Annotated in this window: 21 protein-coding genes; 20 read left to right on the top strand and 1 reads right to left on the bottom strand. The window is 41.5% G+C overall.

The genetic code is table 11. The annotated features are described in order from the left end of the window. The 11 genes from BUB71_RS19580 to BUB71_RS10660 all read left to right on the top strand — a co-directional run. Window positions 1-264: hypothetical protein (locus BUB71_RS19580; RefSeq protein WP_175552344.1), on the top strand; the 264-nt coding region annotated here is incomplete at its 5' end. A 196-nt stretch (window positions 265-460) separates the two neighbouring features. Beyond that, the gene (locus BUB71_RS19575) at window positions 461-616 is read left to right on the top strand and encodes a hypothetical protein (RefSeq protein ID WP_175552343.1); all 156 of its coding nucleotides are present in this window, start codon (window positions 461-463) and stop codon (window positions 614-616) included. Further along, on the top strand, window positions 616-1,878 hold the full coding sequence (locus BUB71_RS10700) for a glutathionylspermidine synthase family protein (protein WP_073154830.1): 1,263 nt from the start codon (window positions 616-618) through the stop codon (window positions 1,876-1,878). The genes BUB71_RS19575 and BUB71_RS10700 overlap by 1 nt, the downstream gene beginning before the upstream one ends. A gap of 148 nt (window positions 1,879-2,026) precedes the next feature. Then, window positions 2,027-3,175, top strand: a complete 1,149-nt coding sequence (locus BUB71_RS10695) for an acetyl-CoA C-acetyltransferase (protein WP_073154829.1) — start codon at window positions 2,027-2,029, stop codon at window positions 3,173-3,175. A gap of 53 nt (window positions 3,176-3,228) precedes the next feature. Continuing rightward, on the top strand, window positions 3,229-4,089 hold the full coding sequence (locus tag BUB71_RS10690; RefSeq protein ID WP_073154828.1) for a 3-hydroxyacyl-CoA dehydrogenase family protein: 861 nt from the start codon (window positions 3,229-3,231) through the stop codon (window positions 4,087-4,089). A 5-nt stretch (window positions 4,090-4,094) separates the two neighbouring features. Next, window positions 4,095-5,249, top strand: coding sequence for an acyl-CoA dehydrogenase (locus tag BUB71_RS10685; protein WP_073154855.1), 1,155 nt, complete (start codon window positions 4,095-4,097; stop codon window positions 5,247-5,249). Beyond that, window positions 5,246-5,866, top strand: coding sequence for a TetR/AcrR family transcriptional regulator (locus BUB71_RS10680; protein WP_073154827.1), 621 nt, complete (start codon window positions 5,246-5,248; stop codon window positions 5,864-5,866). The genes BUB71_RS10685 and BUB71_RS10680 overlap by 4 nt, the downstream gene beginning before the upstream one ends. Window positions 5,867-5,896: 30 nt before the next feature. Continuing rightward, window positions 5,897-9,055 carry a fused isobutyryl-CoA mutase/GTPase IcmF gene (gene icmF, locus BUB71_RS10675; protein WP_073154854.1) on the top strand — a complete coding sequence of 1,053 codons (3,159 nt, stop codon included), beginning with the start codon at window positions 5,897-5,899 and terminating at the stop codon, window positions 9,053-9,055. Between the two features lie 112 nt (window positions 9,056-9,167). Continuing rightward, entirely contained in the window at window positions 9,168-9,542 is a 375-nt protein-coding gene (gene rpoE, locus BUB71_RS10670) for a DNA-directed RNA polymerase subunit delta (RefSeq protein ID WP_175552342.1), read from the top strand. A 355-nt stretch (window positions 9,543-9,897) separates the two neighbouring features. Then, window positions 9,898-11,523 (top strand): CTP synthase, encoded by a 1,626-nt coding sequence (locus tag BUB71_RS10665; protein ID WP_073154853.1) that lies wholly within the window; start codon window positions 9,898-9,900, stop codon window positions 11,521-11,523. Between the two features lie 150 nt (window positions 11,524-11,673). Further along, window positions 11,674-12,006, top strand: a complete 333-nt coding sequence (locus BUB71_RS10660; RefSeq protein WP_084731425.1) for a cytochrome C oxidase subunit IV family protein — start codon at window positions 11,674-11,676, stop codon at window positions 12,004-12,006. Between the two features lie 610 nt (window positions 12,007-12,616). On the opposite strand, the gene BUB71_RS10655 is transcribed toward BUB71_RS10660, so the two are convergent. Then, window positions 12,617-13,546, bottom strand: a complete 930-nt coding sequence (locus BUB71_RS10655; protein WP_073154824.1) for a ketopantoate reductase family protein — start codon at window positions 13,544-13,546, stop codon at window positions 12,617-12,619. Window positions 13,547-13,833: 287 nt separating this feature from the next. Here BUB71_RS10655 and BUB71_RS10650 point away from each other — a divergent pair, with 287 nt between their 5' ends. The 9 genes from BUB71_RS10650 (at window position 13,834) to glpX (ending at window position 22,698) form a co-directional block, all read left to right on the top strand. Next, complete coding sequence (locus BUB71_RS10650; RefSeq protein ID WP_217653548.1) at window positions 13,834-14,529, top strand: response regulator transcription factor; 696 nt, start codon at window positions 13,834-13,836, stop codon at window positions 14,527-14,529. After that, window positions 14,519-15,739, top strand: a complete 1,221-nt coding sequence (locus BUB71_RS10645) for a HAMP domain-containing sensor histidine kinase (protein WP_073154822.1) — start codon at window positions 14,519-14,521, stop codon at window positions 15,737-15,739. Before BUB71_RS10650 ends, BUB71_RS10645 begins: the two co-directional genes overlap by 11 nt. A 27-nt stretch (window positions 15,740-15,766) precedes the next feature. Beyond that, entirely contained in the window at window positions 15,767-16,834 is a 1,068-nt protein-coding gene (locus tag BUB71_RS10640; RefSeq protein WP_073154821.1) for an efflux RND transporter periplasmic adaptor subunit, read from the top strand. Further along, window positions 16,827-17,528: an ABC transporter ATP-binding protein gene (locus tag BUB71_RS10635; RefSeq protein WP_073154820.1), complete on the top strand. Its 702-nt coding sequence runs from the start codon at window positions 16,827-16,829 to the stop codon at window positions 17,526-17,528. Before BUB71_RS10640 ends, BUB71_RS10635 begins: the two co-directional genes overlap by 8 nt. Continuing rightward, window positions 17,525-18,724 (top strand): ABC transporter permease, encoded by a 1,200-nt coding sequence (locus BUB71_RS10630; protein WP_073154819.1) that lies wholly within the window; start codon window positions 17,525-17,527, stop codon window positions 18,722-18,724. The genes BUB71_RS10635 and BUB71_RS10630 overlap by 4 nt, the downstream gene beginning before the upstream one ends. Before the next feature lie 301 nt (window positions 18,725-19,025). Beyond that, window positions 19,026-19,391 carry a response regulator gene (locus BUB71_RS10625; RefSeq protein WP_073154818.1) on the top strand — a complete coding sequence of 122 codons (366 nt, stop codon included), beginning with the start codon at window positions 19,026-19,028 and terminating at the stop codon, window positions 19,389-19,391. A gap of 180 nt (window positions 19,392-19,571) precedes the next feature. Then, on the top strand, window positions 19,572-20,426 hold the full coding sequence (gene fba, locus BUB71_RS10620; RefSeq protein WP_073154817.1) for a class II fructose-1,6-bisphosphate aldolase: 855 nt from the start codon (window positions 19,572-19,574) through the stop codon (window positions 20,424-20,426). Between the two features lie 244 nt (window positions 20,427-20,670). Next, complete coding sequence (gene fsa, locus BUB71_RS10615; protein ID WP_073154816.1) at window positions 20,671-21,318, top strand: fructose-6-phosphate aldolase; 648 nt, start codon at window positions 20,671-20,673, stop codon at window positions 21,316-21,318. A gap of 411 nt (window positions 21,319-21,729) precedes the next feature. Further along, entirely contained in the window at window positions 21,730-22,698 is a 969-nt protein-coding gene (gene glpX / locus BUB71_RS10610; RefSeq protein WP_073154815.1) for a class II fructose-bisphosphatase, read from the top strand. Window positions 22,699-22,715 lie beyond the last annotated feature (17 nt).

Genomic DNA, 22,715 nt, shown 5'->3' with positions numbered 1-22,715 from the left:
ACCTCACCCACGCTCTGGTCGCGCATCCGCAAGAATTGGAAGCTGTATGTCACTTTGATGACCATCCCCATGATGGCTGCTGGAGTGTCGACCAATCTGCTTTCCGACCTTGTAAAGCTCATTGGTGGTAAGTTATACGATTGGATGCTCGCCCCTCTTTTTGGGCATGAAAAAACGGCTACCTTAGTGGCAGCCGCTTCTTACGACTACATGGCTAACGTCTTGGCCGACTTCCATGTAGTCATCATCCAGTCTCTGTTATAGAGACAACGAGGGGAAACCCTCGTCTTTTTTATTGTACTCGAAAGCAGACTCTTCTGTCAAAGGGGAGCTTAGATGGAACGCTTGATCGTATTTATTTGAAAAAAGTGTGGCGATATTAAATTTAAAATGGTAATATTACTATGTTTAAAGACATTTTAAATATATGTTCTTGTGTAATTGAAAGGGGAAGTATTAGATGAAATCTAAGAAATTAGTAGGACTTTTTGCAGCTGCAGCTTTACTCGTTGTGCCAATTGCTGGTTGTGGCAGTGATGATGATTGTAAAGACTCACAAGGAAACACAGTCTCCTGTGATGGTTATGGTGATGGTGGCGGCATCGATATCGATTAATGGCACGCCAAATTCCTGAAGATTATCACCAGCGTCGGGCTGAAATTTATCACCCACTGCGCGAAGAGGGAATTTTCACTTGGGATCAAGATGCCGTAGACCATGAAGAGTATGGTCTAGCTACGATTCACCCTGTCACCAGAGAATTTATCAAGGAAGTTCGTCATGCAACTGAGCAATTGGGACATATTTTTGCACGGGTGATCCCTGTTGTACAACAGGGAGCTGATGAGCTGCTAAGAGAATTAGGAATCCCTGAAAATGCATGGTCAGCTGTTCGGCAATCATTTGATCCATCGATTGCGACAGTGATTGGGCGACTCGATTTTGCTAACACGCCTGATGGTTTAAAGTTGCTTGAGTTTAATGCTGATACACCAGGTGGATTTGTTGAAGCATACCATGTGAACCAATGGGTTTGTGACTATTATGGTTGGGAGAATCCCAATGCTGGTCGTCAACGGGATATCAAAACAACTTTTCAGTCTGCCGTACATAAATATCAAAAACTTGGATATCACATGGATCGAAAGATTTTTAGTTCAAAGCCATCCATTGAAGAAACAGCATTGACTCGATTTTTATTGGCACACTCAGGTTTAGAAGCAGAGTATATTCCTTTAGCAGACCATGTATTTCACGAAGGTCAACTTTGTATGAAAAATACGAATAGTGGATCGTTTGAACCGATTGATTTATGGTATCGCTTTTATGCGCTCACCAGTATTGCTGCTGAAAAGAGTGCGAATGGACAACCAATTGGCACTTGGCTGCTACAAGCAGCGGCAAATCGGAAGATTGCGATGATTAACCCTCCACAAGCTTTTATTGCGCAAACCAAAGCATTAATGGCATTAATATGGAACTTACACGAAGAAGGTGCATTTTTCACAAAGGAAGAAAATGAAATTATTTCTAAATATATGATTCCTACTTATATGGAAAATGTTTTTCGTGGAAAAGAGCCCTTTGTAGAGAAGCCAGTTTTGGGACGCCAAGGTGGGTCGGTTACGATGTATGCAAAAGATGGCACCATTATTGCTCAGGATGATGAAGGAGATTTTTGGGAGCAGACAATGGTCTATCAAAAACTGGTTGAGTTAGAAACAATCGAAACAATGAGTTTAGAGGGTGCCTATAAAGGTTGGTTAGTCTGGGGTTGTTTTCTTATGAATGGACAAGCTTCAGCCGTTACTACGCGTCTGTCAGAGGAGATTACCCAGGATTCCTGTCGGTTCTTACCAATTGGATATGCGAAATAGATAGAGTCGGACGAATGTAGAATGAATGCAAAATCCGACTCTTTTTTGTGCAAAATCATCATAAAATTGGCATTGAAAGGAATACATTTATTTTATACAATCAAAATGAAAACGCTTAAATGAGCGAACGCTCAGTAGGTGGTGTGAGATGAAAAGTACATGGATCATCACAGGAAAGCGAACTCCATTTGCCAAGTATGGTGGTGCCCTGCAAAAGCAACAAGCTGTCCAATTGGGTGCCCGAGCAATCCGTGCAACTGTTCAACAATATCAGACAAAACAACCCATCGATGCTGTCATCATGGGGATGGTCTTACAAGCTGGAGCAGGTCAACTCGCCTCTAGACAAGCGGCCCATGGGGCAGGATTACCGTGGGAAGTTCAATCGGAGACGATCAATAAAGTTTGTGCCTCAGGAATGCGAAGTATTACCTTGGCCGATCAGATGATTCGGGCAGGTGATGCTGAATTGATCATAGCAGGTGGCATGGAAAGTATGACACATGCACCTTATCTGCTCCCCCATGTTCGCTGGGGACAACGGTTAGGGCACGGAAAACTAATGGATAGCATGCTAGTTGATGGATTATGGTGTGCCTATGAAAATGTGCATATGATTCAACATGCTGCATATGTTGCGAGGGAGTACCAAATCAGTAGAGAGGCACAAGATGATTGGGCGCTTAGAAGTCATCAGCGCGCATGGAAAGCAACGCAAAAAGGATATTTTGCTGCTGAAATGATCAGTGGATGTGAACAAGAAAAAGATGAGACGATTCGACCTGATACCAGTAGAGAAAAATTAGCACAATTAAGACCTGTATTTGATCCTCAGGATACGATTACACCTGGCAACGCACCAAGTCTCAATGATGGTGCCGTCGCATTACTACTCGCTTCAGAAACGGTTGCCCCACATTTTCCAAAGCGCATGGCACAAATTGTCGCACATGTAAGTATTGCATGTGAGCCTCGTCTGTTCCCGATCAGTCCTATCTTTGCAGTTCAAAAATTGTTGCAAAAAACAGGTTACAGACTTGATGAGATCGACTGCTTTGAAATGAACGAAGCCTTTGCACTTGTTCCATTACTAGCGTTAAAAGAGCTAGCAATCGATGCTACAAAAGTAAATATCAATGGAGGTGCTGTGGCGATTGGGCATCCAATTGGGGCTAGCGGCAGCCGCATTGTATTAACTTTGATTCATGCATTACGTAGGCGTGGTGGGGGATTGGGGATTGCTGCCATTTGTAGCGGTGGTGGTCAAGGAGATGCAATTCTCATTCGAGTTGAATGAGATATGATGCTTTGAGTCATTTCTGTTTTCGAATATGGTCTGGAGTGTGATCAATGAAAATTCAATCTGTTGCCGTTATTGGTGCAGGTCAAATGGGAAGCGGGATTGCAGCTTTGGCAGCTTCCCAAGGAATGTCCGTTATTGTGATGGATCAACAGATTTCGCAGCTAGAGAAAGCAAAACGAGTGATTGAGGATCGATGGAAACGAAATGAAGAAAAAGGGTATATCACCGCAGAAGAACGGAGTCATTGGTCGGCGCAACTTCAATATACCCACCAATTAGAGCAGCTAGATCGTGTTGACCTTGTGATTGAAGCGATCATTGAGCAGCGAAAGCAAAAGCAAGCTCTTTTTCAGACATTAGATCGTTTTGCTGCTGATCATACCATACTTGCAAGCAATACATCTTCCCTATCGATTACAGAACTGGCCGCCCATACATCTAGGGCGACTAAAGTGATTGGGATGCACTTTATGAATCCTGTGCATCGAATGCCCTTGGTAGAAGTGGTGCAAGGTTTAGAGACGAATGAGGAGGTCGTCCAAACGATTGTGAAACTTGCTCGAGATTGGGGGAAGGAGCCTGTTGTAGTACAGGATGCTCCCGGATTTATTTCCAATCGACTATTAATGCCGATGTTGAATGAAGCGGTTTTTGCGCTGCAGGAAGGGATCGCCTCAGCGGAAGAGATTGACCAGATTATGCGCCTAGGTATGAATCATCCGATGGGGCCTTTAGCACTGGCTGATTTGATTGGTTTAGACACATGTCTGTATATTATGGAATCTCTCTATCAGGGATTCGGTGATGATAAGTATCGTCCCTGCCCACTTCTACGGAAGTATGTGCAAGCTGGTAGACTAGGGAAAAAAAGCGGTCGAGGTTTTTATCTGTATTCAGTGGAGGAGTGAGCGTGATGGAATTTTCGTTGACTACTGAACAGCAGATGATGCGGAAAATGATTCGCGATTTTGCCGACACTTACGTTGCACCTACGGCAGCAGAACGAGATGAACAGGAACGCTTTGACCGACAGATATTTCTAGAATTAAGTAAACTCGGTTTAACCGGAATCCCTCTCCCTGAAGCATGGGGAGGTGCAGGAGCTGATTTTCTAAGTTATGTGATTGCGATTGAAGAGCTATCAAAAGTATGTGCTTCAACAGGCGTTACTCTCTCTGTCCATATTTCACTGGTGTCATGGCCTTTACTGCAATATGGTTCTGAACTTCAGAAAAAGAAATATCTCAATAGCTTGACGGCTGGGCAAAAATTAGGTGCTTTTGCTTTGACGGAGCCAGCTGCTGGATCAGATGTTGTTCATATGAAGACAACAGCAGAGAAAAAGGGTCAACATTATCGGTTAAACGGGCAGAAAGTGTTTGTAACCAATGGCGGCGAAGCAGATTTATATTTAATTTTTGCGCAAACTGACTCCACCAAAAAGCATCATGGATTAAGTGCGTTTATTGTTGAGGCAGATACACCTGGATTGACGATTGGTGCAGGGGAGAAGAAGTTGGGCATTCGCTCCTCTCCCACTACTTCATTACATCTTGATCAATGTATGATTCCAGTCTCACAGCGATTGGGTGCGGAAGGAGAAGGTTTTCAAATTGCGATGAAGACACTGGACGGCGGTCGGATGGGGATTGCTGCACAAGCCGTTGGAATCGCACAGGGGGCTTTTGACTATGCCTTATCTTATGCTTGTGAGCGTAAGCAATTTGGGCAACCCATTGTAAAGCACCAATCGATTCAAGCCAAGCTGGCCAATATGGCGATACGGATTGAGGCTGCGCGCCTGCTAACATATCAAGTAGGTTGGCTAAAAGATCAAAAGCTGCCACACGCAAAGCAAGCTGCTATGGCAAAGTGTTTTGCTGCTGATACGGCAGTTGAAGTAACAACTGAAGCGATTCAAATTTTAGGAGGATATGGCTATACCCGTGAATATCCTGTAGAGCGAATGTTTAGAGATGCAAAAATCACACAGATTTATGAAGGAACAAATGAGATTCAACGCTTAGTAATTGCAAAACACTTACAGAAAGAAAGGAAGCAATCATGAATAAGAGATTAATCCCTTCTATGGTAAAGAATGAACAACTGGTTGAGCGACGGAGACAACAAATTATTGATGGCGCTGTGCAGCTCTTTACAAAAAAGGGATTTCATAAGACAACAACGCGAGAGATTGCTCAGAAGTGTAAAATGTCGATTGGAACCATGTATGAATATATTCAGACAAAAGAGGATGTTCTTTTTCTTGTCTGTGAAGCAATTCATGAAAAGATGGAATCTCGTTTAAGACGAACTATAAAAGGTCATGATAATGGTTTTACTTTACTAAAGCATAGCTTTCGACAATTATTGAAAATTATGGATGAAATGCGTCCGCTGGTTCTCCTTATTTATCAGGAGACAAAATCACTACCAAAAGAACAAATGAAATATGTATTAGAAAAAGAGTTAGCGATTACCTCTTTATTTGAAGACGTATTAGAAAAAGGCATTCAAGACGGAAGTATCCAATTGGAGACCCATTCGATCTCCTTGATGGCGCATAATATTATGGTGATGGGACAGATGTGGACATTTCGCTATTGGTCATTAGGGCGTACTTACTCACTCGATGAATATATCGAACAGCAACTGGCTCTATTGATTCGTGAGTTAAAAGCATAATTTCACGGAGGTGTTCCCTTGGATCAGAAAATGCATCCGATTCGTTTTGTGACGGCAGCTAGCTTGTTTGACGGTCATGATGCATCGATTTCTTTGTTTCGGCGGTTACTACAAGCATCAGGTGTAGAAGTGATTCATCTGGGTCATAACCGCTCTGTGCAAGAGATTGTGGAGACAGCGATCCAAGAAGATGTGCAAGGAATTGCTGTCTCATCTTATCAAGGTGGACATATGGAGTTTTTCCGCTATCTGCTTCATGAATTGCAACAAAGAAAAGCAAGTCATATTCAGGTTTTTGCTGGTGGAGGAGGCGTTATTGTTGCTGAGGAACGAAAGAAATTAGAGCAATGGGGATTAAATCGCGTTTTCTCCCCTCATGATGGTCAGCAATTTGGTTTACAAGGAATCGTTGACCATATGATCACTGCGAGTAACTTTGCTACAATTGAAGAGGTTACGGATGAATGGGATCGCTTAAAGAAAGGTGATTTTCAAGCACTGGCACGCCTGATAACCTATTGTGAAAATGAGAAACTGCACATTCCCTCTGTGCTCAAGCGAAAACCAACGCCAGTATTTGGCATTACTGGAACAGGCGGTGCGGGGAAAAGCTCGTTAACTGATGAGCTTTTGCGCCGATTTCTTACAGATTATCCCACTTGGCGTATCGCAATTATCTCGATAGACCCTACGAAGCGGAAAACAGGAGGAGCTTTACTTGGTGATCGAATTCGGATGAATACCATATACCATCCCCGTGTGTTTATGCGTTCGATGGCGACTCGTCAGACCAAGACAGAGCTGTCCGATGCTTTAGAAGTGGTGATCCAACTCTGTCAGGTTGCTGCTTTTGATTTGATCATTGTAGAGACAAGTGGAATTGGTCAGGGGGATGCTGAGATTGCAACTGTTGCCGATGCCTCGCTTTATGTCATGACGTCAGAGTATGGGGCTGCCTCACAACTAGAGAAGATTGAAATGTTGGATTTCGCAGACTTTGTAACGATTAATAAATTTGATCGGCAGGGCTCAGTTGATGCATTGCATGATGTACAAAAACAAATCCAACGAAATCAGCAGCGTTTTTCTGAACCATTGGCAGCAATGCCTGTCTTTGGGACGATTGCGAGTCGGTTTCATGATCCAGGTGTTCTACAGTTGTATCACGCCATACGCAAACATCTTCAACTGACTACTGAGCGGAGCAAGACTGAGACACCTATCGACCATCGTAGCCCATTGTTGCGTAGGAAAGAATATTTACGCGAAATTGCGGAGACAATCCGTCACTATCATGTAGAGACAAAGAAACAGTCGGCAGCGGCAACAGAATGGTATCATTTGTCCAGTCTGAAGACGCTGATCACAGGTTCTAGCCAATCTGAAGAGATCGAAACTTATCAACAACGTGCAAAAGAGAAAGTTAAAGCTGAAAATAGGACACTAATCAAAGAATGGGCAGATAGAAAAGCAGAGTATCAAAAAGATGAAGTTACTTATTCAGTGCGTGACCAGCAGATCAGTATGCCTTTATACACAATTTCGTTGGCAGGAACTTCGATTCCCAAGATCGCGCTTCCACCCTATCAAAATTGGGGTGAACAGTTACAGTGGTTACGAAGTGAAAACCTACCTGGCTACTTCCCCTATACTGCAGGGATCTATCCTTTCAAACGAACAGATGAAGCGCCCCGTCGTCAATTTGCTGGAGAAGGGTCCCCTGCTCGAACCAATCGACGATTCCACTATCTTTCCAGATATGATCAGGCAAAGCGACTCTCTGTCGCTTTTGATAGTGTAACCCTCTATGGAGAGAACCCCGATGAACGACTTGATATATATGGGAAAATAGGTGAATCTGGCGTTAGTATCTGTACGTGGGAGAATATGAAGCAGCTTTTTGCCGATTTTGATTTATGTGATCCATCGACTAGTGTATCGATGACGATTAATGGACCAGCACCTATCCTATTAGCCATGTTTTTTCGAGCAGCAATCGATCAACAATTGGAGAAATATATACAGCAACATGGTCGCGAGCCTACATTTGAAGAAGAACAGAAAATAGAAAATGGTGTATTACAACAGATTCGTGGAACCGTGCAAGCCGATATATTAAAGGAGGATCAAGGGCAGAATACATGCATTTTTTCAACCGAATTTGCACTTAGGCTAATGGGAGATGTACAGGAATATTTTATTAAGCAGAGGGTTCGCAATTTTTACTCTGTCAGTATTAGTGGCTATCATATTGCAGAAGCTGGTGCCAACCCGATTACTCAGTTAGCATTTACCCTGGCAAATGCCTTTACTTATGTTGAATACTATTTAAATCGAGGTATGAAGATCGACGATTTCGCGCCGAATCTATCCTTTTTCTTTAGCAATGGACTCGATCCAGAATATACAGTAATTGGGCGAGTGGCACGTCGAATTTGGGCGATTGCAATGCGCGACTATTACGAAGGAAATGAACGGAGTCAAAAATTAAAATATCATATTCAAACTTCAGGACGCTCTCTTCATGCACAAGAAGCCTCATTTAATGATATTCGGACGACACTTCAAGCACTATTAGCGATTTCCGACCAGTGTAATTCGTTGCATACAAATGCTTATGATGAAGCTATCACCACGCCAACAGAAGCGTCTGTCCGTCAAGCCATCGCCATTCAGATGATTATCATGCAGGAATTTGGTTGGACAAAAAATGAAAACCCTTACCAAGGATCATATTTTATTGAACAACTCACAAATCAGGTAGAAGAAGCCGTACTAAAAGAATTTGAACGGATCAATGAACGTGGAGGCGTACTTGGTGCGATGGAGCATGGTTATCAACGAAGCAAAATCCAGGATGAATCTTTATTATATGAACAGCAGAAACATAGTGGTGAATTACCGATTATTGGTGTCAATCGATTTCAATCAGAAGAGCCGGAAGAGCCAAAGCTAGCACAACTAACGCGGGCAACAGAAGCAGAGAAAAAAGAGCAGATCGACCACTTACAACAGTTTCATCAGCAACATCGCGATCAAGTGACTCATGCTTTAAAACGCTTGAAAGTGGTGGCTCGAAAAGGAGATAATATCTTTGTCGAGTTGATGGAGACAGTGAAGGTGGCAAGCCTTGGTCAGATTACACAGGCTTTGTATGAGGTAGGTGGTCAATATCGTCGGAATATGTAAGCGGATGTTGTTCGTTGATTTTTTTCGATGATGTTGACTTGCCGCTTTTTTTGGATACAATATGTTACATGCCAAGAAGGAGCCACTCCTTCATAGAAAGGGCGTGACAAGTATGAGTGATAACATGACTGCAGAAAAACAACGAGAAACGGCAATGGTAGATTTAACCTATCAACTTCTGCACGAAAAAGGCGAACCGATGACCTATCAAGATATTATGCAATCAGTTGCAGCAATAAAAAATTTCCGAAAAGAGGATGTTGCTCGATATATTGCCCAGCTCTACACAGAGGTCAATATTGATGGACGTTTTGTCTGTGTAGGTCGAGGATTATGGGGATTAAAGCATTGGTATCCACTTGATCAAACGACTGATAGCGCTGTCGCTGCAAGCATGAAAGATGATTATTTAGATGATGAAGAGCTAGAAGATGAGGAGACCGAAGGGGACGAGCTGGAAATCGATCCGTCTGGCGAGGGTGATTAAAGCTGTTTTCGATCATCCAAAGGAGTGAATGGGCATGAAAAACCTTGACAAATACCAGCATCCGCAGGTAGACTGTTTCCTGGGCTCATTACATTTTTGTTCGCGGACTTATACTGGGCGTCCCTGATGGGGACGCTCTTTCTATTTTTTGCTATTGTATTGGTTATTCTATTGCATGATTAGACAAATGTACAGATGGATGATGAGTCAACTGGAAACCCCATAGCATTCTGTTGATCGGATGATCAAGTTGAAGTATGAGGGCCAAACGCACATGAAAACAGCCAGTTCATGATTTGATAGAAGGGAGGAAGGCCGCCTGAGAACATTGAAGTCTGTGGCGGTAGATAGAACAATGACCAAATTTATCTTTGTTACAGGGGGAGTTGTATCCTCTTTAGGAAAGGGGATTACTGCTTCTTCACTTGGACGCTTGCTTAAAAACCGTGGTCTAAAGGTTACGATTCAGAAATTTGATCCCTATATCAATATCGATCCTGGAACGATGAGCCCTTATCAACACGGAGAGGTTTTCGTGACGGATGATGGTGCTGAAACGGATTTAGACTTAGGTCATTATGAGCGTTTTATCGATATTAATCTATCGAAAAACAGTAATGTGACAACAGGGAAGATTTACTCAAGTGTGATTAATAAGGAACGGCGTGGAGATTACTTGGGAGGAACTGTTCAAGTGATTCCACATATTACAAATGAGATCAAAGATCGGGTCTATCGAGCAGCTCGTGAAACACATCCAGATGTAGTGATCACAGAAATTGGTGGCACAGTCGGAGATATTGAAAGTCTTCCTTTTTTAGAGGCAATTCGTCAAATAAAAACTGAAGTGGGACGAGAACATGTGATGTATATCCATTGTACGCTTGTGCCTATGTTAAAAGCTGGCGGAGAGCTAAAGACAAAACCAACTCAACATAGTGTAAAAGAGTTGAGGGGAATTGGCATTCAACCCAATGTAATTGTTTGTCGAACTGAGTATCCTTTATCTGAGAGCATTAAACAGAAATTAGCTCTCTTTTGCGATATTGATCGTAAAGCTGTCATTGAAGTAATTGATGCAGAGACTTTATATGAAGTCCCCTTAATGTTGCAAAAAGAAGGATTGGACGAGTTTGTTGTTCATTATCTAGATCTAAACTGTGGGCCTGCAAACATGGAAGAGTGGGTAACTCTTGTCAATCGAGTCAAAAACTTGTCTCATCGAACTTCAATTGCAATTGTAGGTAAGTATGTAGCACTACATGATGCTTATATGAGTGTTGTAGAAGCATTGAGACATGCTGGGTTCGATATTGATACAGAGATCAAGATCAAATGGGTGAGTGCTGAAGATGTGACGACTGAATCAGTTGATGAGCTTCTTTCGGATGTTGATGGAATATTGGTTCCAGGCGGTTTTGGTGATCGGGGTATTGAAGGTAAAATTATAGCTGTTCAATATGCTCGGGAGAAACAAGTTCCGTTTTTAGGAATTTGCTTAGGTATGCAGATGGCATGTGTGGAAGGTGCGCGTAACTTGCTTGCTTATCAAGGGGCAAATAGCTCAGAGATTGATCCAGAGACAGCATATCCGATCATTGATCTATTACCTGAACAAAAAGAAGTGGAGGATAAAGGAGGGACGATGCGCCTAGGTCTTTATCCATGTAAACTAGTTCCTGATAGCTTAGCGGCTGAAGCATATCAGAGCGATCTTGTATATGAACGCCATCGACATCGTTATGAATTTAATAACGAATATCGGGACCAACTAGAAGAAGTGGGTTATCGTTTCTCAGGAACTTCGCCAGATGGACGGTTAGTAGAGATTATTGAATATATACATCATCCTTGGTTTGTGGCAACGCAGTTTCATCCTGAATTTATCTCACGTCCAACCCGTCCCCAGCCATTATTTCGAGAATTTGTCGCTGCCGCTTTAGAAAGTAGCAAAAAGACAAAACTGTTGATTAATCAGTAAGGTAATGAAATCTCTTGTGTGAGCAAGGGATTTTTTTATTTGCCTTGAATATGGAAGCATTGGTTTTGATGTATCAATTTTAGGGAATAGAAAGAATAATCAATCGTTCACATAATTGTAATATTTAACTCCTTGACATAAAGGGGGAGGATGATGGAACCGCAATGGGATCAACATCCATATACTGTGAAAAAAGAGAATAGCCATCAAGTGTTGCGTTACCTGCTTTCATTTATCTGGATGCTTTTGTTTACTGGAGCTGCCTTCTATATTGTGATATCCAAAGTGGTTACCAATCCGAACACCATATTCTGGCTGATCTTTTCAATGGCAATTGTTCAAGTCATCCTACAGCTCTTTACCTTTATGCACTTAGACTGGAAACATTATCGGATCATTGTCATTTTTATTGGTTTGGCTGTTTTGATCGCTTTTATCTCTGCTTGGGTGCTTGGCTTTGATGCACCAAAAATAAACCCCTAAAAGCTAGGGATTTTAATTTGCAGATAAAGTCATGTGACCGGCTCGTGATCGTGGTTCTCGGTGACGACTCCGACCCGGGCTTGCAAAGATGTGGGTCTGTCCACGTTCTGTCAGCCTTCGCGGCCGGGCAAAACTCGCCTCCTCTGGCATCCGCCTCGAACAGTTTGCCCGAAAGGAAAATGCCGCTACAGCTGCCATTCCGCTAAGTTGCGCCCGAAATGGAGCTTTGCCGCCGATCACCTCTCCACTCGCTCATTCGGTTTTTCTCACACTCTAACCCTAAATACCCACATGATGAAAAGATAGGTCATACAATCGGGTAGAAGAAGGAGAAATCGTGGAGTCAATATTTCGCTGTGGGCGGAAAAATGCTCCTAAACCCGTATTTTACTAGGCGCTTCAAAGCCACGACTGTGTAGTGAAGAATAGGCGGTAGTACTGTCTGTACACGCCGTGCACAAGTATCGCTAAGCAGATATGCTGCAAGTCTCACTATGACGCGATAGCCGAGTTGATACCGCCCTGAGCGAGCAGTCGTGGCGCCTTGAAGACTTCTTCGTAGCCTGAAATGGAGGTGAAACGTGAAATATTGACGGAACCTTTACTTTATCTACAAGCTGGAACCACTAGGTTGATAGAGTGAAAGGCCTGTATAGATTGTGGTTAAGATCGGCAAAGATAAGTTAGCTTCTTTTCCCCAACGAACAAGGCTGCCATGTAAATGATCTGTCTCAATGGGTAATCCTTGTTTTAGGTCACGATACATAGAAGATGTGCTCTGTGGACTCGCTTTTTGTACACGATTCCAGATGATGTCTGGACTTTCTGGCGGTTTTGGTAGCGGCTGCCGAATGGTGACTTGATAAATCTCATTCAATAATTGTTGGTATAGCTCACTACCATAAGTCGAATCTCGAATGGCTCCAATCTCACTTCTCATCAATGTAGTCATACCACTTAAAGCTGCAATATATTGATATTTATTCCACATTTCTGTTTCGATGAAATCGGATTGAACGGCTTCTAGATTGGCATCTGCAAATAGCTGCTTTAGTTGATCCATCCGAGCATGATTCGCATTTTCCTGCAATTCTCCATATACCAATCGATGATGTTTTCCTAGTAGATGTATTTCGCCTGACTGATCCAAAGTACTTTCCATAAAGCAGAAACCACCAAATATGGAATCCTTGGAGAAGGCTTGTTGGAGATGATCAATATGTGCATATCCATTGAGCAATGGAAGAATCATCGTATGCTGATCGCTAAAAGTTTGCATAAAGGGGATGACCGAATCTAAATGATATGCTTTCACTGCAACAATCAGTAAGTCAAAAGGTGGTGCTGTCTCTTCTGGAGTGACCACTGAAACGGATCTATGCGAGTTACCATGAATGGGGCTATGAATCACGAGCCCTTTTTCTGTGAGTCGTTTTTTTCGATTTGGACGAACCAAAAAAGTAACATCCGCCCCTTTTTCAGCAAGTCGTCCACCAAAATAACCTCCGACAGCCCCTGCACCAACAATTCCTACACGCATTCATCCTACCTCCTTATATTTTCATGTTTCTATGCACTGTTCTAAAGAAAAAATTAAGAAATTCATTAGATTTTATCTAGACAAATGTTAAGTTTTATCTTGTATGCTATTACTATCTTCAAAACGTTGATGAATAGATTTCATGATTGGTTACAACGTAAACACATAATATATTCTACCTAAGGAAAAAACTTCTTGTTAGTTGATTATATTTAAATCTATTTCCGATGAAAACGAATGAATCCAAACAATGCCAATCGAGCATGAAAACTCGGATAGAGGGGGTTATGATGAGGAAAAAAATTTTGATTGTTGATGATGACGCGGAGATTCGTGAAATCATCCATATATATCTTCAAAATGAAAATTACCAAGTGTTTGAAGCTGAAGATGGCATTTCTGCACTTACGCAACTTCAAAAAGAAAAAATCGACTGTGTTGTGCTCGATATTATGATGCCAGGGATCAATGGGATCGAAACTTGTTTGAAAATCCGGCAACAAAAAAGAATCCCGATCATTATCTTATCAGCAAAAAGCGAAGATATGGATAAAATCAATGGTCTTTCAGTGGGTGCTGATGATTATATGGTGAAGCCTTTTAATCCACTAGAGCTTGTGGCAAGGATTAAAGCACAACTCAGGAGACAAGATTTTTTTCAGCAGTCATCACAAAATTTTTCTGAGATTCGAGTAAATGATTTAATCATCGATAAAAATAAACATGTTGTAAAAGTAGAAGGCAGAGAAGTTTCATTAACACCCATCGAGTTTTCAATTTTGGAGTTACTGGCAAGTCAACGTGGACAAGTCTTTAGTACTGAGCAGATTTATCAACAGGTTTGGAATGAGACCAGCGCCTATTATTCGCGTAATACAATTATGGTTCACATTCGTAATCTTCGTGAGAAGATCGAGGTAAATCCCCGAAAGCCAGAGTATATCAAAACTGTCTGGGGAGTGGGTTATAAAATTGAAGATTAAACTAAGATCATTCATAAAAAAAGGTGTTCGAAAACTCTCTTTGAAGAGAATACGCAATTTCTTGGTGCGAAATGTACGTGGTTTGGTAACCAAAAGTATTCGCAGATGGTTTTTATTCGCTGTTTTCTCAAGTTTGATTCTGGCAGGCTTCTTCACAAGTTTGATTGAACGGTTTATTCTTTTAAAATTCCCCTTAACAGGGCTACTTAGTATCTTTTCAAATCTATATCCAGTCGGGCTGTTTTTTCTATTCTTCCATCTATTGACCAGACGTCAAATTCATTATATTAAAATGCTCGCAAGTGGAATTATGAAGATTGCACATGGAGATTTTCAATATCGGGTTCCAGTAAATCGCGTAGATGAACTCGGCTTATTAGCTGAGAATATTAACCAAATGGCGGATCAACTTCAACAACAAAAAATTCGAGAACGTGAGTGGGAACAATCAAAAATGGAATTAATCACGGGTGTTTCACATGATTTAAGAACTCCTTTAACCAGCATTATTGGTTATTTAAATCTTTTACAGTTAGATACTGCACCCGATCCAGTAGAACAGAAACGCTATCTCAGAAATGCTCTCCGTAAAACAACACAATTAAAAAAATTGATTGATGATTTATTTGTCTATACACGTCTTGCTGACAAAGATGTTCAACTGCAATTACAAGAGGTTAACTTTGTCCATTTGCTCGAGCAATTGGTTTACGAATTTGAACCGATTGCTGAAAATCGTATCGTTCGTTTGAAAATTGATAAAGCTGCGGCCAACCTTTTTATACGCCTCGATTCTGAAAAAATGGTTCGTGCAATCGACAATTTATTGCTGAATGCCTTGAAGTTTTCTGAAGAAGATAGTGAGATCACGATTCAGTTGCTCCTCAATCAGCAGCAGATACGGCTCTCCATTCATAATGTTGGACAACCGATAACAGTAGAACAAGAGAAAAAGCTATTTGATCGATTTTATAAATCGAATGAAGCCCGGAATGATCAGAATGTCCCTTCGGGATCTGGCTTAGGACTGCCAATCGCAAAGTCGATTATTGAGCTGCATAAAGGTGAAATTGGGCTTGAACATAAACAGGGAGCGTTTACGTTTTATATTATATTACCTCGTACCCACTCGTTAGATACAGTTGATTCACCACCTTTTAGGTTTGAGAGGGGTGATAACGAAACGGCATATCTATCTAAAGAACAATGAAATAAGTAACTAAACGGAGGATTGCAAGTGAACAAAAAGAAAAAAGTTTGGATCGGTTTAGGAATATTAGCAATACTCGGTATTGTCGGTTATTTTTGGATGTATTCAACGGGAACGCCTGAAGTAAAAGTGGGGCAGTTGTCAAGTCAATTAATACAGGAGAAATTAACGACTACAGGTACGATTGCCACGGGTGGTCAACAAGACGTATATCTACAAGCAGATCGAGGAGAAATGAAGAAAATTTGGGTAGACGAAGGTCAGAAGGTTGTCAAAGGTTCAAAGTTGGTAGAGCTTACAAATCCTTCTGCCAATATGGAAGTGAGTCAAGCAGAGATTGCATTAAAGCAGGCAAAAATTAAATGGAATAATCTTCAAAAACAGAAAAAGCGGGAAGGAAACAAATCGAGTAGTTTAAAAGATCAAATTCAGTTAGCGAGACTTGAACTTGAGCAAGCAAGAAAACAATTGAGACAAGCTAAGTTAAAAAAGGATCAATTAATCATCAAAAGTAAACAAGATGGGATTGTCGCCAAGGTAAATGAAAACGCTGTTAATGGGAGTAATTCGCCGCAACCGGTCGTGATTGTAGCAGATATAAATAATACAAAAATTGAGGCAAAGGTTTCTGAATATGATGCGTTAAAATTAAAAGAGGATCAACAAGTCGTAGTCACCTCTGATGCGCTACCAGGGAAAGAATGGATGGGTAGGGTTCGGAAAATTGGGATTTTACCTGATTCAGTAGGAAGCCAGACAACGAGTGAAGATTCACAAGAAAAACAAGTAGATTATCCTGTTGAAATTGGATTGGATGAAAAGCCACCGATGAAAATTGGCTCTCGTGTCATAGTTGAAGTGATACTCACCTCTGCACGTCTTCAGGCAATCCCACAAGCAGCAGTACGTCAAGATGGTGATCAATCATATGTATTCGTAGTAGAAAAGAGAAGTCTTGTGCGAAAAAATATAAAAGTAGGAAAACGTAGTGATCAATATGTACAGATCATATCTGGGATTACCACGAGTGATCAAGTTGTATTCAACCCAACATCTGAATTAACAGCAGGCAAAGAAGTGATCGTCAATGATTGAGTTGAATGGGATCTATAAGACTTATACTGCTGGCAAGTTAGAAGTACCTGTCCTAAAAAATATTTGTTTTCAAGTTGATCAAGGTGAGTATGTAGCTATTATGGGACCATCAGGTTCAGGGAAATCTACGCTGATGAACATTATAGGCTGCTTAGATCAACCAAGCAATGGAGAATACCGACTCAATGGGCAAAATATCTCACAAACGGAAGAGAAGCACTTAGCATCAATTCGAAACAAAATGATAGGCTTTATCTTTCAGCAGTTTCAATTATTACCTCGGATGAGTGCGCTACGCAATGTAGAACTCCCTTTAATATACGCAGGTTTATCTTCGGACGAACGAAAAAAAAGAGCGCAAGCAGCACTAAAGCGAGTCGGCTTAGCATCGCGTGCCCATCATCGTCCTACTGAATTATCAGGTGGACAGCAACAACGTGTTGCGATAGCTCGAGCTTTGGTAACAGAACCATTTGTTTTATTAGCTGATGAACCAACAGGTGCGCTCGATTCCCATTCAAGTGCAACTGTGATGGATTTATTTGATGAATTATTCCGTGAAGGTCGAACGATTGTCATGATTACGCATGATGCAGAAGTTGCCAAACGAGCCCAGCGGCAGATTGTGATTCGAGATGGAGAGATCGTATCTGCGATCCAGAAGCACAATCGAACAAAGGGGGAAGATCGATGAGTTTGTGGGAAAGTATTCGCATGGCACTTGATGCGATCTTTGTGCATAAAATGCGCTCAATTCTTACTATGTTAGGAATCATTATTGGAGTTGCTGCGGTGATAATCATTGTCTCCATCGGTCAAGGGGGGACAACACAATTAACCAAAGCAATTACCGGGTCAGGTAATCGAATCAACTTACAGGTGAAGCAAGACGATGATGCCTTACTTCCTCCTTCCAAAGATGAGATTCATTTTACTGCAAAAGATATACAAGATTTAAGGTTTATTCCGGGTGTAAAAGAAGTGATCACAGTTAGTATGAAAGCTGCTAATGTACGTTATCTACAGAAAAAGTCGCCCGTCACCACCATTTATGGAATTAATAATCAGATGATGCTCGATCTTTCAGGGCTAAAGTTAGCGAAAGGTCGTATGTTTAACGCAGCCGATTATCAGAGTGGAAATGGTGGTGCCATTATTTCAGAAAATGTGGCAGTCAAATTATTTCCTGGGAAAGAACCTTTGGGGCAACTAATCATGGTCGCGGGTAGCCCGATTCGAGTCATCGGCGTTTTACAGAAGCCTGATGGAATCCAAGCGTATTTACCCAGTTCGACTGATCTTTATCTTCCAGCCCAGACTTGGCGAACAGTTTTTGGTCAGTTAAAGATTGATCAACTTTCCATTCAGCTCGATGATGCAATGCAGATGAAAAGCGTAGGGAAACAAGCAGTACAAGTACTTAATCACAATCATAACAAAAGAGATGGATATGAGGTTGAAAATATTGAGCAATTAACTCAAGGTATTAATCAAGCTGCACAAATTATGACAACAGTTGTAGGAAGTATAGGAGCAATCTCGCTTTTAGTGGGTGGGATTGGCGTGATGAATATCATGTTAGTCTCAGTCACAGAAAGAACGAGAGAGATTGGTATTCGGAAAGCATTAGGTGCCACAAGGAGCAACATTTTGATGCAATTTTTGATAGAAGCTGTGACGTTATGCGTATTAGGTGGGGGTATCGGCATTTTGCTTGGTTCTGGCGTTGCATATACATTAACGATTACCAATGTTTGGCCTGCAACCGTCTCCATTCCAGTTGCAATTGGTGGTGTTCTCTTTTCGATGCTGTTTGGAATCATCTTTGGACTCTTACCTGCAAATAAGGCCGCTCGTCTCAATCCAATCGAATGTCTACGTTATGAGTAAGTATGAGTAAGCGATAGGTTTAACTAGATATAACAATTAGGAAATAGGGGTTAGGATCAGTTATAGGTTTCTTTTAAAAGATTCATCCCATATTATCGAGAGAGAAGTTGCATTTTTTTTCTCTACTTAGCAGGAAAAGGTTGTTGTAAACAGAAATACTAGAATCGAGCAATGTGATCGGTGATTTGCTGGACAGATTAAGATAAGGAGGTGAATGCCTGCTACTTCGAAAGGTGTCTCCTAATGATGCGAGCCGGCAGTGGGACATTTTTCTATACTCTTCGTAGCAGGTCCTTCACAATTGAATGCAAAGAGGATCTTGGTCGTCGATGATCAGTATGGAATTCGCTTATTGCTCAAAGAAGTCTTCTCTAAGGAAAATCTAAATATTTCTCAGGCATCAAATGGAAATCAGGCATTAGAAGTAATCCAACAAGAAAAACCAGATTTGATTTTGTTAGATATGAAGATGCCTGGAATGGATGGGATTGAGTTATTACGTCGGCTGCGCCAAATGGGGCTTTCTGCTAAAGTAATCATGATGACTGCATACGGTGAATTAGATATGGTAACAGAAGCATCCAAATTAGGAGCCCTTGCTCATTTTACAAAACCTTTTGATATTGAGGAATTGAGGGATGAAGTATTAAAGCAGCTTGCATCCTGAAATGATCGAACCCGTTGAACACTCTGTATTGTGGATATTGAATTGTTGAATCATATATTTATATTTTGCTGTTGGCCGGTATTTCTTTGAAATATCGGTTTTTTGCTGTTTAAAACGGGATAAGCTGAAGATGTGATATAATGCTTGAAGACAATTATAGGATCAAGGAGATGCTGACATATGCCATTAGTCTCAATGAACCATTTTTTACCAAGAGCGAAAGCGGAAGGATTCGCTGTCGGTCAATTTAACATGAATAATTTAGAATATGTCCAAGCGATTATCGAAGCAGGTAAGGAAGAAAAATCTCCGCTTATTTTTGGAGCAAGTGAAGGGGCAATCCGTTATATGGGGTTGCATAATGTTGTAGCTCTTGCCCGGGTAGCTGCTGAGGAATCAGGTCTACCTGTTGCCTTACATTTAGATCATGGTAGTAACTTTGAGATGGTGATGAAGTGTATTCAAGCAGGATTTTCTTCTGTCATGTTTGATGGTTCTCATCATCCATTTGAAGAGAATATACGACTAACGAAAAAAGTAGTGGAAGCGGCACACGCTGTTGGTGTATCAGTAGAAGGTGAATTGGGAACGATTGGTGGCGTAGAAGATGATCTAGTCGTCGCTGATGAAGATGCTACCATTGCAAATCCAGATGAAGCGATTCGTTTCTGGGAAGAAACAAAAGTTGACGCAATGGCGATTGCTGTGGGTACGGCACATGGCATGTATAAAGGCGAGCCCAAAATCCGTTATGAAGTGATCGAAAAAGTAAGCAAAGCAATCGAAGCACCCATTGTTTTACATGGTGGTTCAGGGGTTCCTGACGAATCTATTACGCGTGCGATTTCTCTTGGAGTTGGAAAAATTAATGTGAATACAGAGAATCAAGTGGCAAGTACAGCTGTCATCCGTCAGTTGCTTGATCAAGATGAAGATATGATCGATCCTCGTAAATACTTAGGACCAGCAAGAGAAGCAATCAAAGAGACCGTGCGTGGGAAAATGCGTCTCTTCGGTAGCTCTGGAAAAGCTTAATTTTTTAGGGAATCCTAAAACGGATAATCGTTTGAAAAAGCCGACTGATCTTGCAATGCGATAAGCTCAGTCGGCATACGGATTACATACTTCGTGTACCGATCCCATGAAGTAATATAACAAGATGATTATACCTTGGCTGGTAGTACGGCGAAGTATGAACCACGATCACAAGCCGATCACATGACTTTGCCTTGTTTAGAGGTAAACCTATATAAAATCAGAACAACGGAGGCGTCTGTTGATGAAATTCTTTTTAGACACTGCAATCATTGAAGAGATTCGTGAAGTAAATGAATTAGGGATTCTTGCAGGTGTAACGACTAACCCTAGCTTAATCGCAAAGTCAGGTCGTATATTTGAAGAAGTATTACAAGAGATTTTAACTATTGTAGATGGCTCAGTCAGTGCAGAAGTGATTAGTCGTGATGCTGAAGGCATGATCCAAGAGGGTGAGCGGTTAGCGGCCTATGGAAAAAATGTAACTATTAAGGTTCCAATGACTTTAGAAGGATTAAAAGCTGTCCATCATTTTTCAAAAAAAGGGATATCTACCAATGTTACACTGATTTTTTCAGCGAATCAGGCATTGTTGGCAGCGCGTGCTGGAGCAACCTATGTAAGTCCTTTCTTAGGTAGATTGGATGATATTAGCCATGATGGCGTGCAACTTGTTGATGAGATTGCTCGAATGTTTGAACAACATCAGCTCCCTACAGAGATTATTGCAGCTAGTATTCGTCACCCCTATCATGTATCAGCCGTTGCACAAGTAGGAGCGCATATTGCAACACTTCCTTACAGTGTGATCAAACAACTTGTAAAACACCCGCTAACAGATCAGGGGATTGAAAAATTTGAACAAGACTGGGAAAAAGCACTTAAAAAGTAAATAAGTATAGGATGAACTCCCCTCCCCAACCGTCGCATAGTCTACGTGATCAAATGATATTCGCGAGAGTGCTTTATGTATGGGTTTGAGGGGCTTTCTCCTCCTATTCAACTTATGAACAAATTTCAGACTCTTTTATATAAAGTCTTGTAAACTCAATGTTAATAGTATAAACTAACCGATTATATTCTACTTCTGCATTTTTTAACTCACATCCATCTCCGATTTATCTTCAACTCTCCTTCGTAGACTGATTCTGATCATCACATGTATGGATATAAGTTCCAAAGCGTGTAAAAAAGGACGTTCTATTCCCTCTAATTATATGTTTTTTTAATTCGTATGTAATAATAGGGTTAAATGTGTTACCCTAATATTAACTTTTTACGTATAAAGAGGGGGATTCATAGAATGGAACGAAGTTTATCAATGGAGTTGGTACGTGTAACTGAAACTGCTGCAATTGCTTCAGGTCGTTGGATGGGACGAGGCAAGAAGGATGAAGCGGATGAAGCAGCAACGACCGCTATGAGAAGCCTTTTTGACACCATTCCAATGCGCGGGACTGTGGTGATCGGAGAAGGGGAAATGGATGAAGCTCCGATGCTCTACATCGGTGAGAAATTGGGTCTCGGTTATTTACCTGAAGTTGACATTGCTGTCGATCCGTTAGAAGGTACGAATCTTGTTGCAAAGGGAATGTGGAATGCCCTTTCAGTTGTAGCTGTTTCTGAACGCGGCGGTCTATTGCATGCTCCAGATATGTATATGGAGAAAATTGCAGTAGGGCCGAAAGCGATTGGGAAGATTGATATTGATGCCCCCATTGTTGATAATTTACATGCTGTTGCGCAAGCAACTGGCAAAGACATGGAAGATTTAGTGGTCGTCATTTTAGACCGTCCCCGACATGAGCGACTGATTAATGAAGTTTGCCAAGCTGGCGCTCGCATTAAACTCATTTCTGATGGAGATGTAGCGGCAGCCATTTATACAGGTTTTGAAGATACTGGTGTCGACTTGTTGGTTGGAACAGGCGGGGCTCCAGAAGGTGTGATTGCAGCAGCCGCACTAAAGTGCTTAGGCGGAGAGATGCAAGCCCGCTTGCTTCCAGAAGATGATGAACAGTATGAGCGATGCAGAAGCATGGGGCTTTCAGAGCCAAAACAAGTATTGCGAATGAATGATTTGGTGAAAGGCGATGATGCGATTTTCGCTGCTACAGGAGTGACTGATGGTGAATTGTTAAGAGGTGTTCGTTACCAAGGAAGAATCGTAACAACGCATTCAGTTGTAATGCGAGCAAAGACAGGAACAATTCGCTTTATGGAAGCAACTCATCGTCTAGAAAAAAAGCCAAATCTACCAATGAAAATTTGAATGAAATGAGTGGAGTT

The sequence above is a fragment of the Seinonella peptonophila genome (assembly GCF_900129355.1).
GTDB classification, from domain to species: domain Bacteria; phylum Bacillota; class Bacilli; order Thermoactinomycetales; family Thermoactinomycetaceae; genus Seinonella; species Seinonella peptonophila.
The sequence above is the reverse complement of the archived record's forward strand: the minus strand, read 5'-3'. Positions and strand labels throughout refer to the sequence as shown.

Coding starts and splice junctions, on each gene's coding strand:
- BUB71_RS19575 (WP_175552343.1), top strand. CDS start 461: ATGAAATCTAAGAAATTAGTAGGACTTTTTGCAGCTGCAGCTTTACTC.
- BUB71_RS10700 (WP_073154830.1), top strand. CDS start 616: ATGGCACGCCAAATTCCTGAAGATTATCACCAGCGTCGGGCTGAAATT.
- BUB71_RS10695 (WP_073154829.1), top strand. CDS start 2,027: ATGAAAAGTACATGGATCATCACAGGAAAGCGAACTCCATTTGCCAAG.
- BUB71_RS10690 (WP_073154828.1), top strand. CDS start 3,229: ATGAAAATTCAATCTGTTGCCGTTATTGGTGCAGGTCAAATGGGAAGC.
- BUB71_RS10685 (WP_073154855.1), top strand. CDS start 4,095: ATGGAATTTTCGTTGACTACTGAACAGCAGATGATGCGGAAAATGATT.
- BUB71_RS10680 (WP_073154827.1), top strand. CDS start 5,246: ATGAATAAGAGATTAATCCCTTCTATGGTAAAGAATGAACAACTGGTT.
- icmF (WP_073154854.1), top strand. CDS start 5,897: ATGCATCCGATTCGTTTTGTGACGGCAGCTAGCTTGTTTGACGGTCAT.
- rpoE (WP_175552342.1), top strand. CDS start 9,168: ATGAGTGATAACATGACTGCAGAAAAACAACGAGAAACGGCAATGGTA.
- BUB71_RS10665 (WP_073154853.1), top strand. CDS start 9,898: ATGACCAAATTTATCTTTGTTACAGGGGGAGTTGTATCCTCTTTAGGA.
- BUB71_RS10660 (WP_084731425.1), top strand. CDS start 11,674: ATGATGGAACCGCAATGGGATCAACATCCATATACTGTGAAAAAAGAG.
- BUB71_RS10655 (WP_073154824.1), bottom strand. CDS start 13,546: ATGCGTGTAGGAATTGTTGGTGCAGGGGCTGTCGGAGGTTATTTTGGT.
- BUB71_RS10650 (WP_217653548.1), top strand. CDS start 13,834: ATGATGAGGAAAAAAATTTTGATTGTTGATGATGACGCGGAGATTCGT.
- BUB71_RS10635 (WP_073154820.1), top strand. CDS start 16,827: ATGATTGAGTTGAATGGGATCTATAAGACTTATACTGCTGGCAAGTTA.
- BUB71_RS10630 (WP_073154819.1), top strand. CDS start 17,525: ATGAGTTTGTGGGAAAGTATTCGCATGGCACTTGATGCGATCTTTGTG.
- fba (WP_073154817.1), top strand. CDS start 19,572: ATGCCATTAGTCTCAATGAACCATTTTTTACCAAGAGCGAAAGCGGAA.
- fsa (WP_073154816.1), top strand. CDS start 20,671: ATGAAATTCTTTTTAGACACTGCAATCATTGAAGAGATTCGTGAAGTA.
- glpX (WP_073154815.1), top strand. CDS start 21,730: ATGGAACGAAGTTTATCAATGGAGTTGGTACGTGTAACTGAAACTGCT.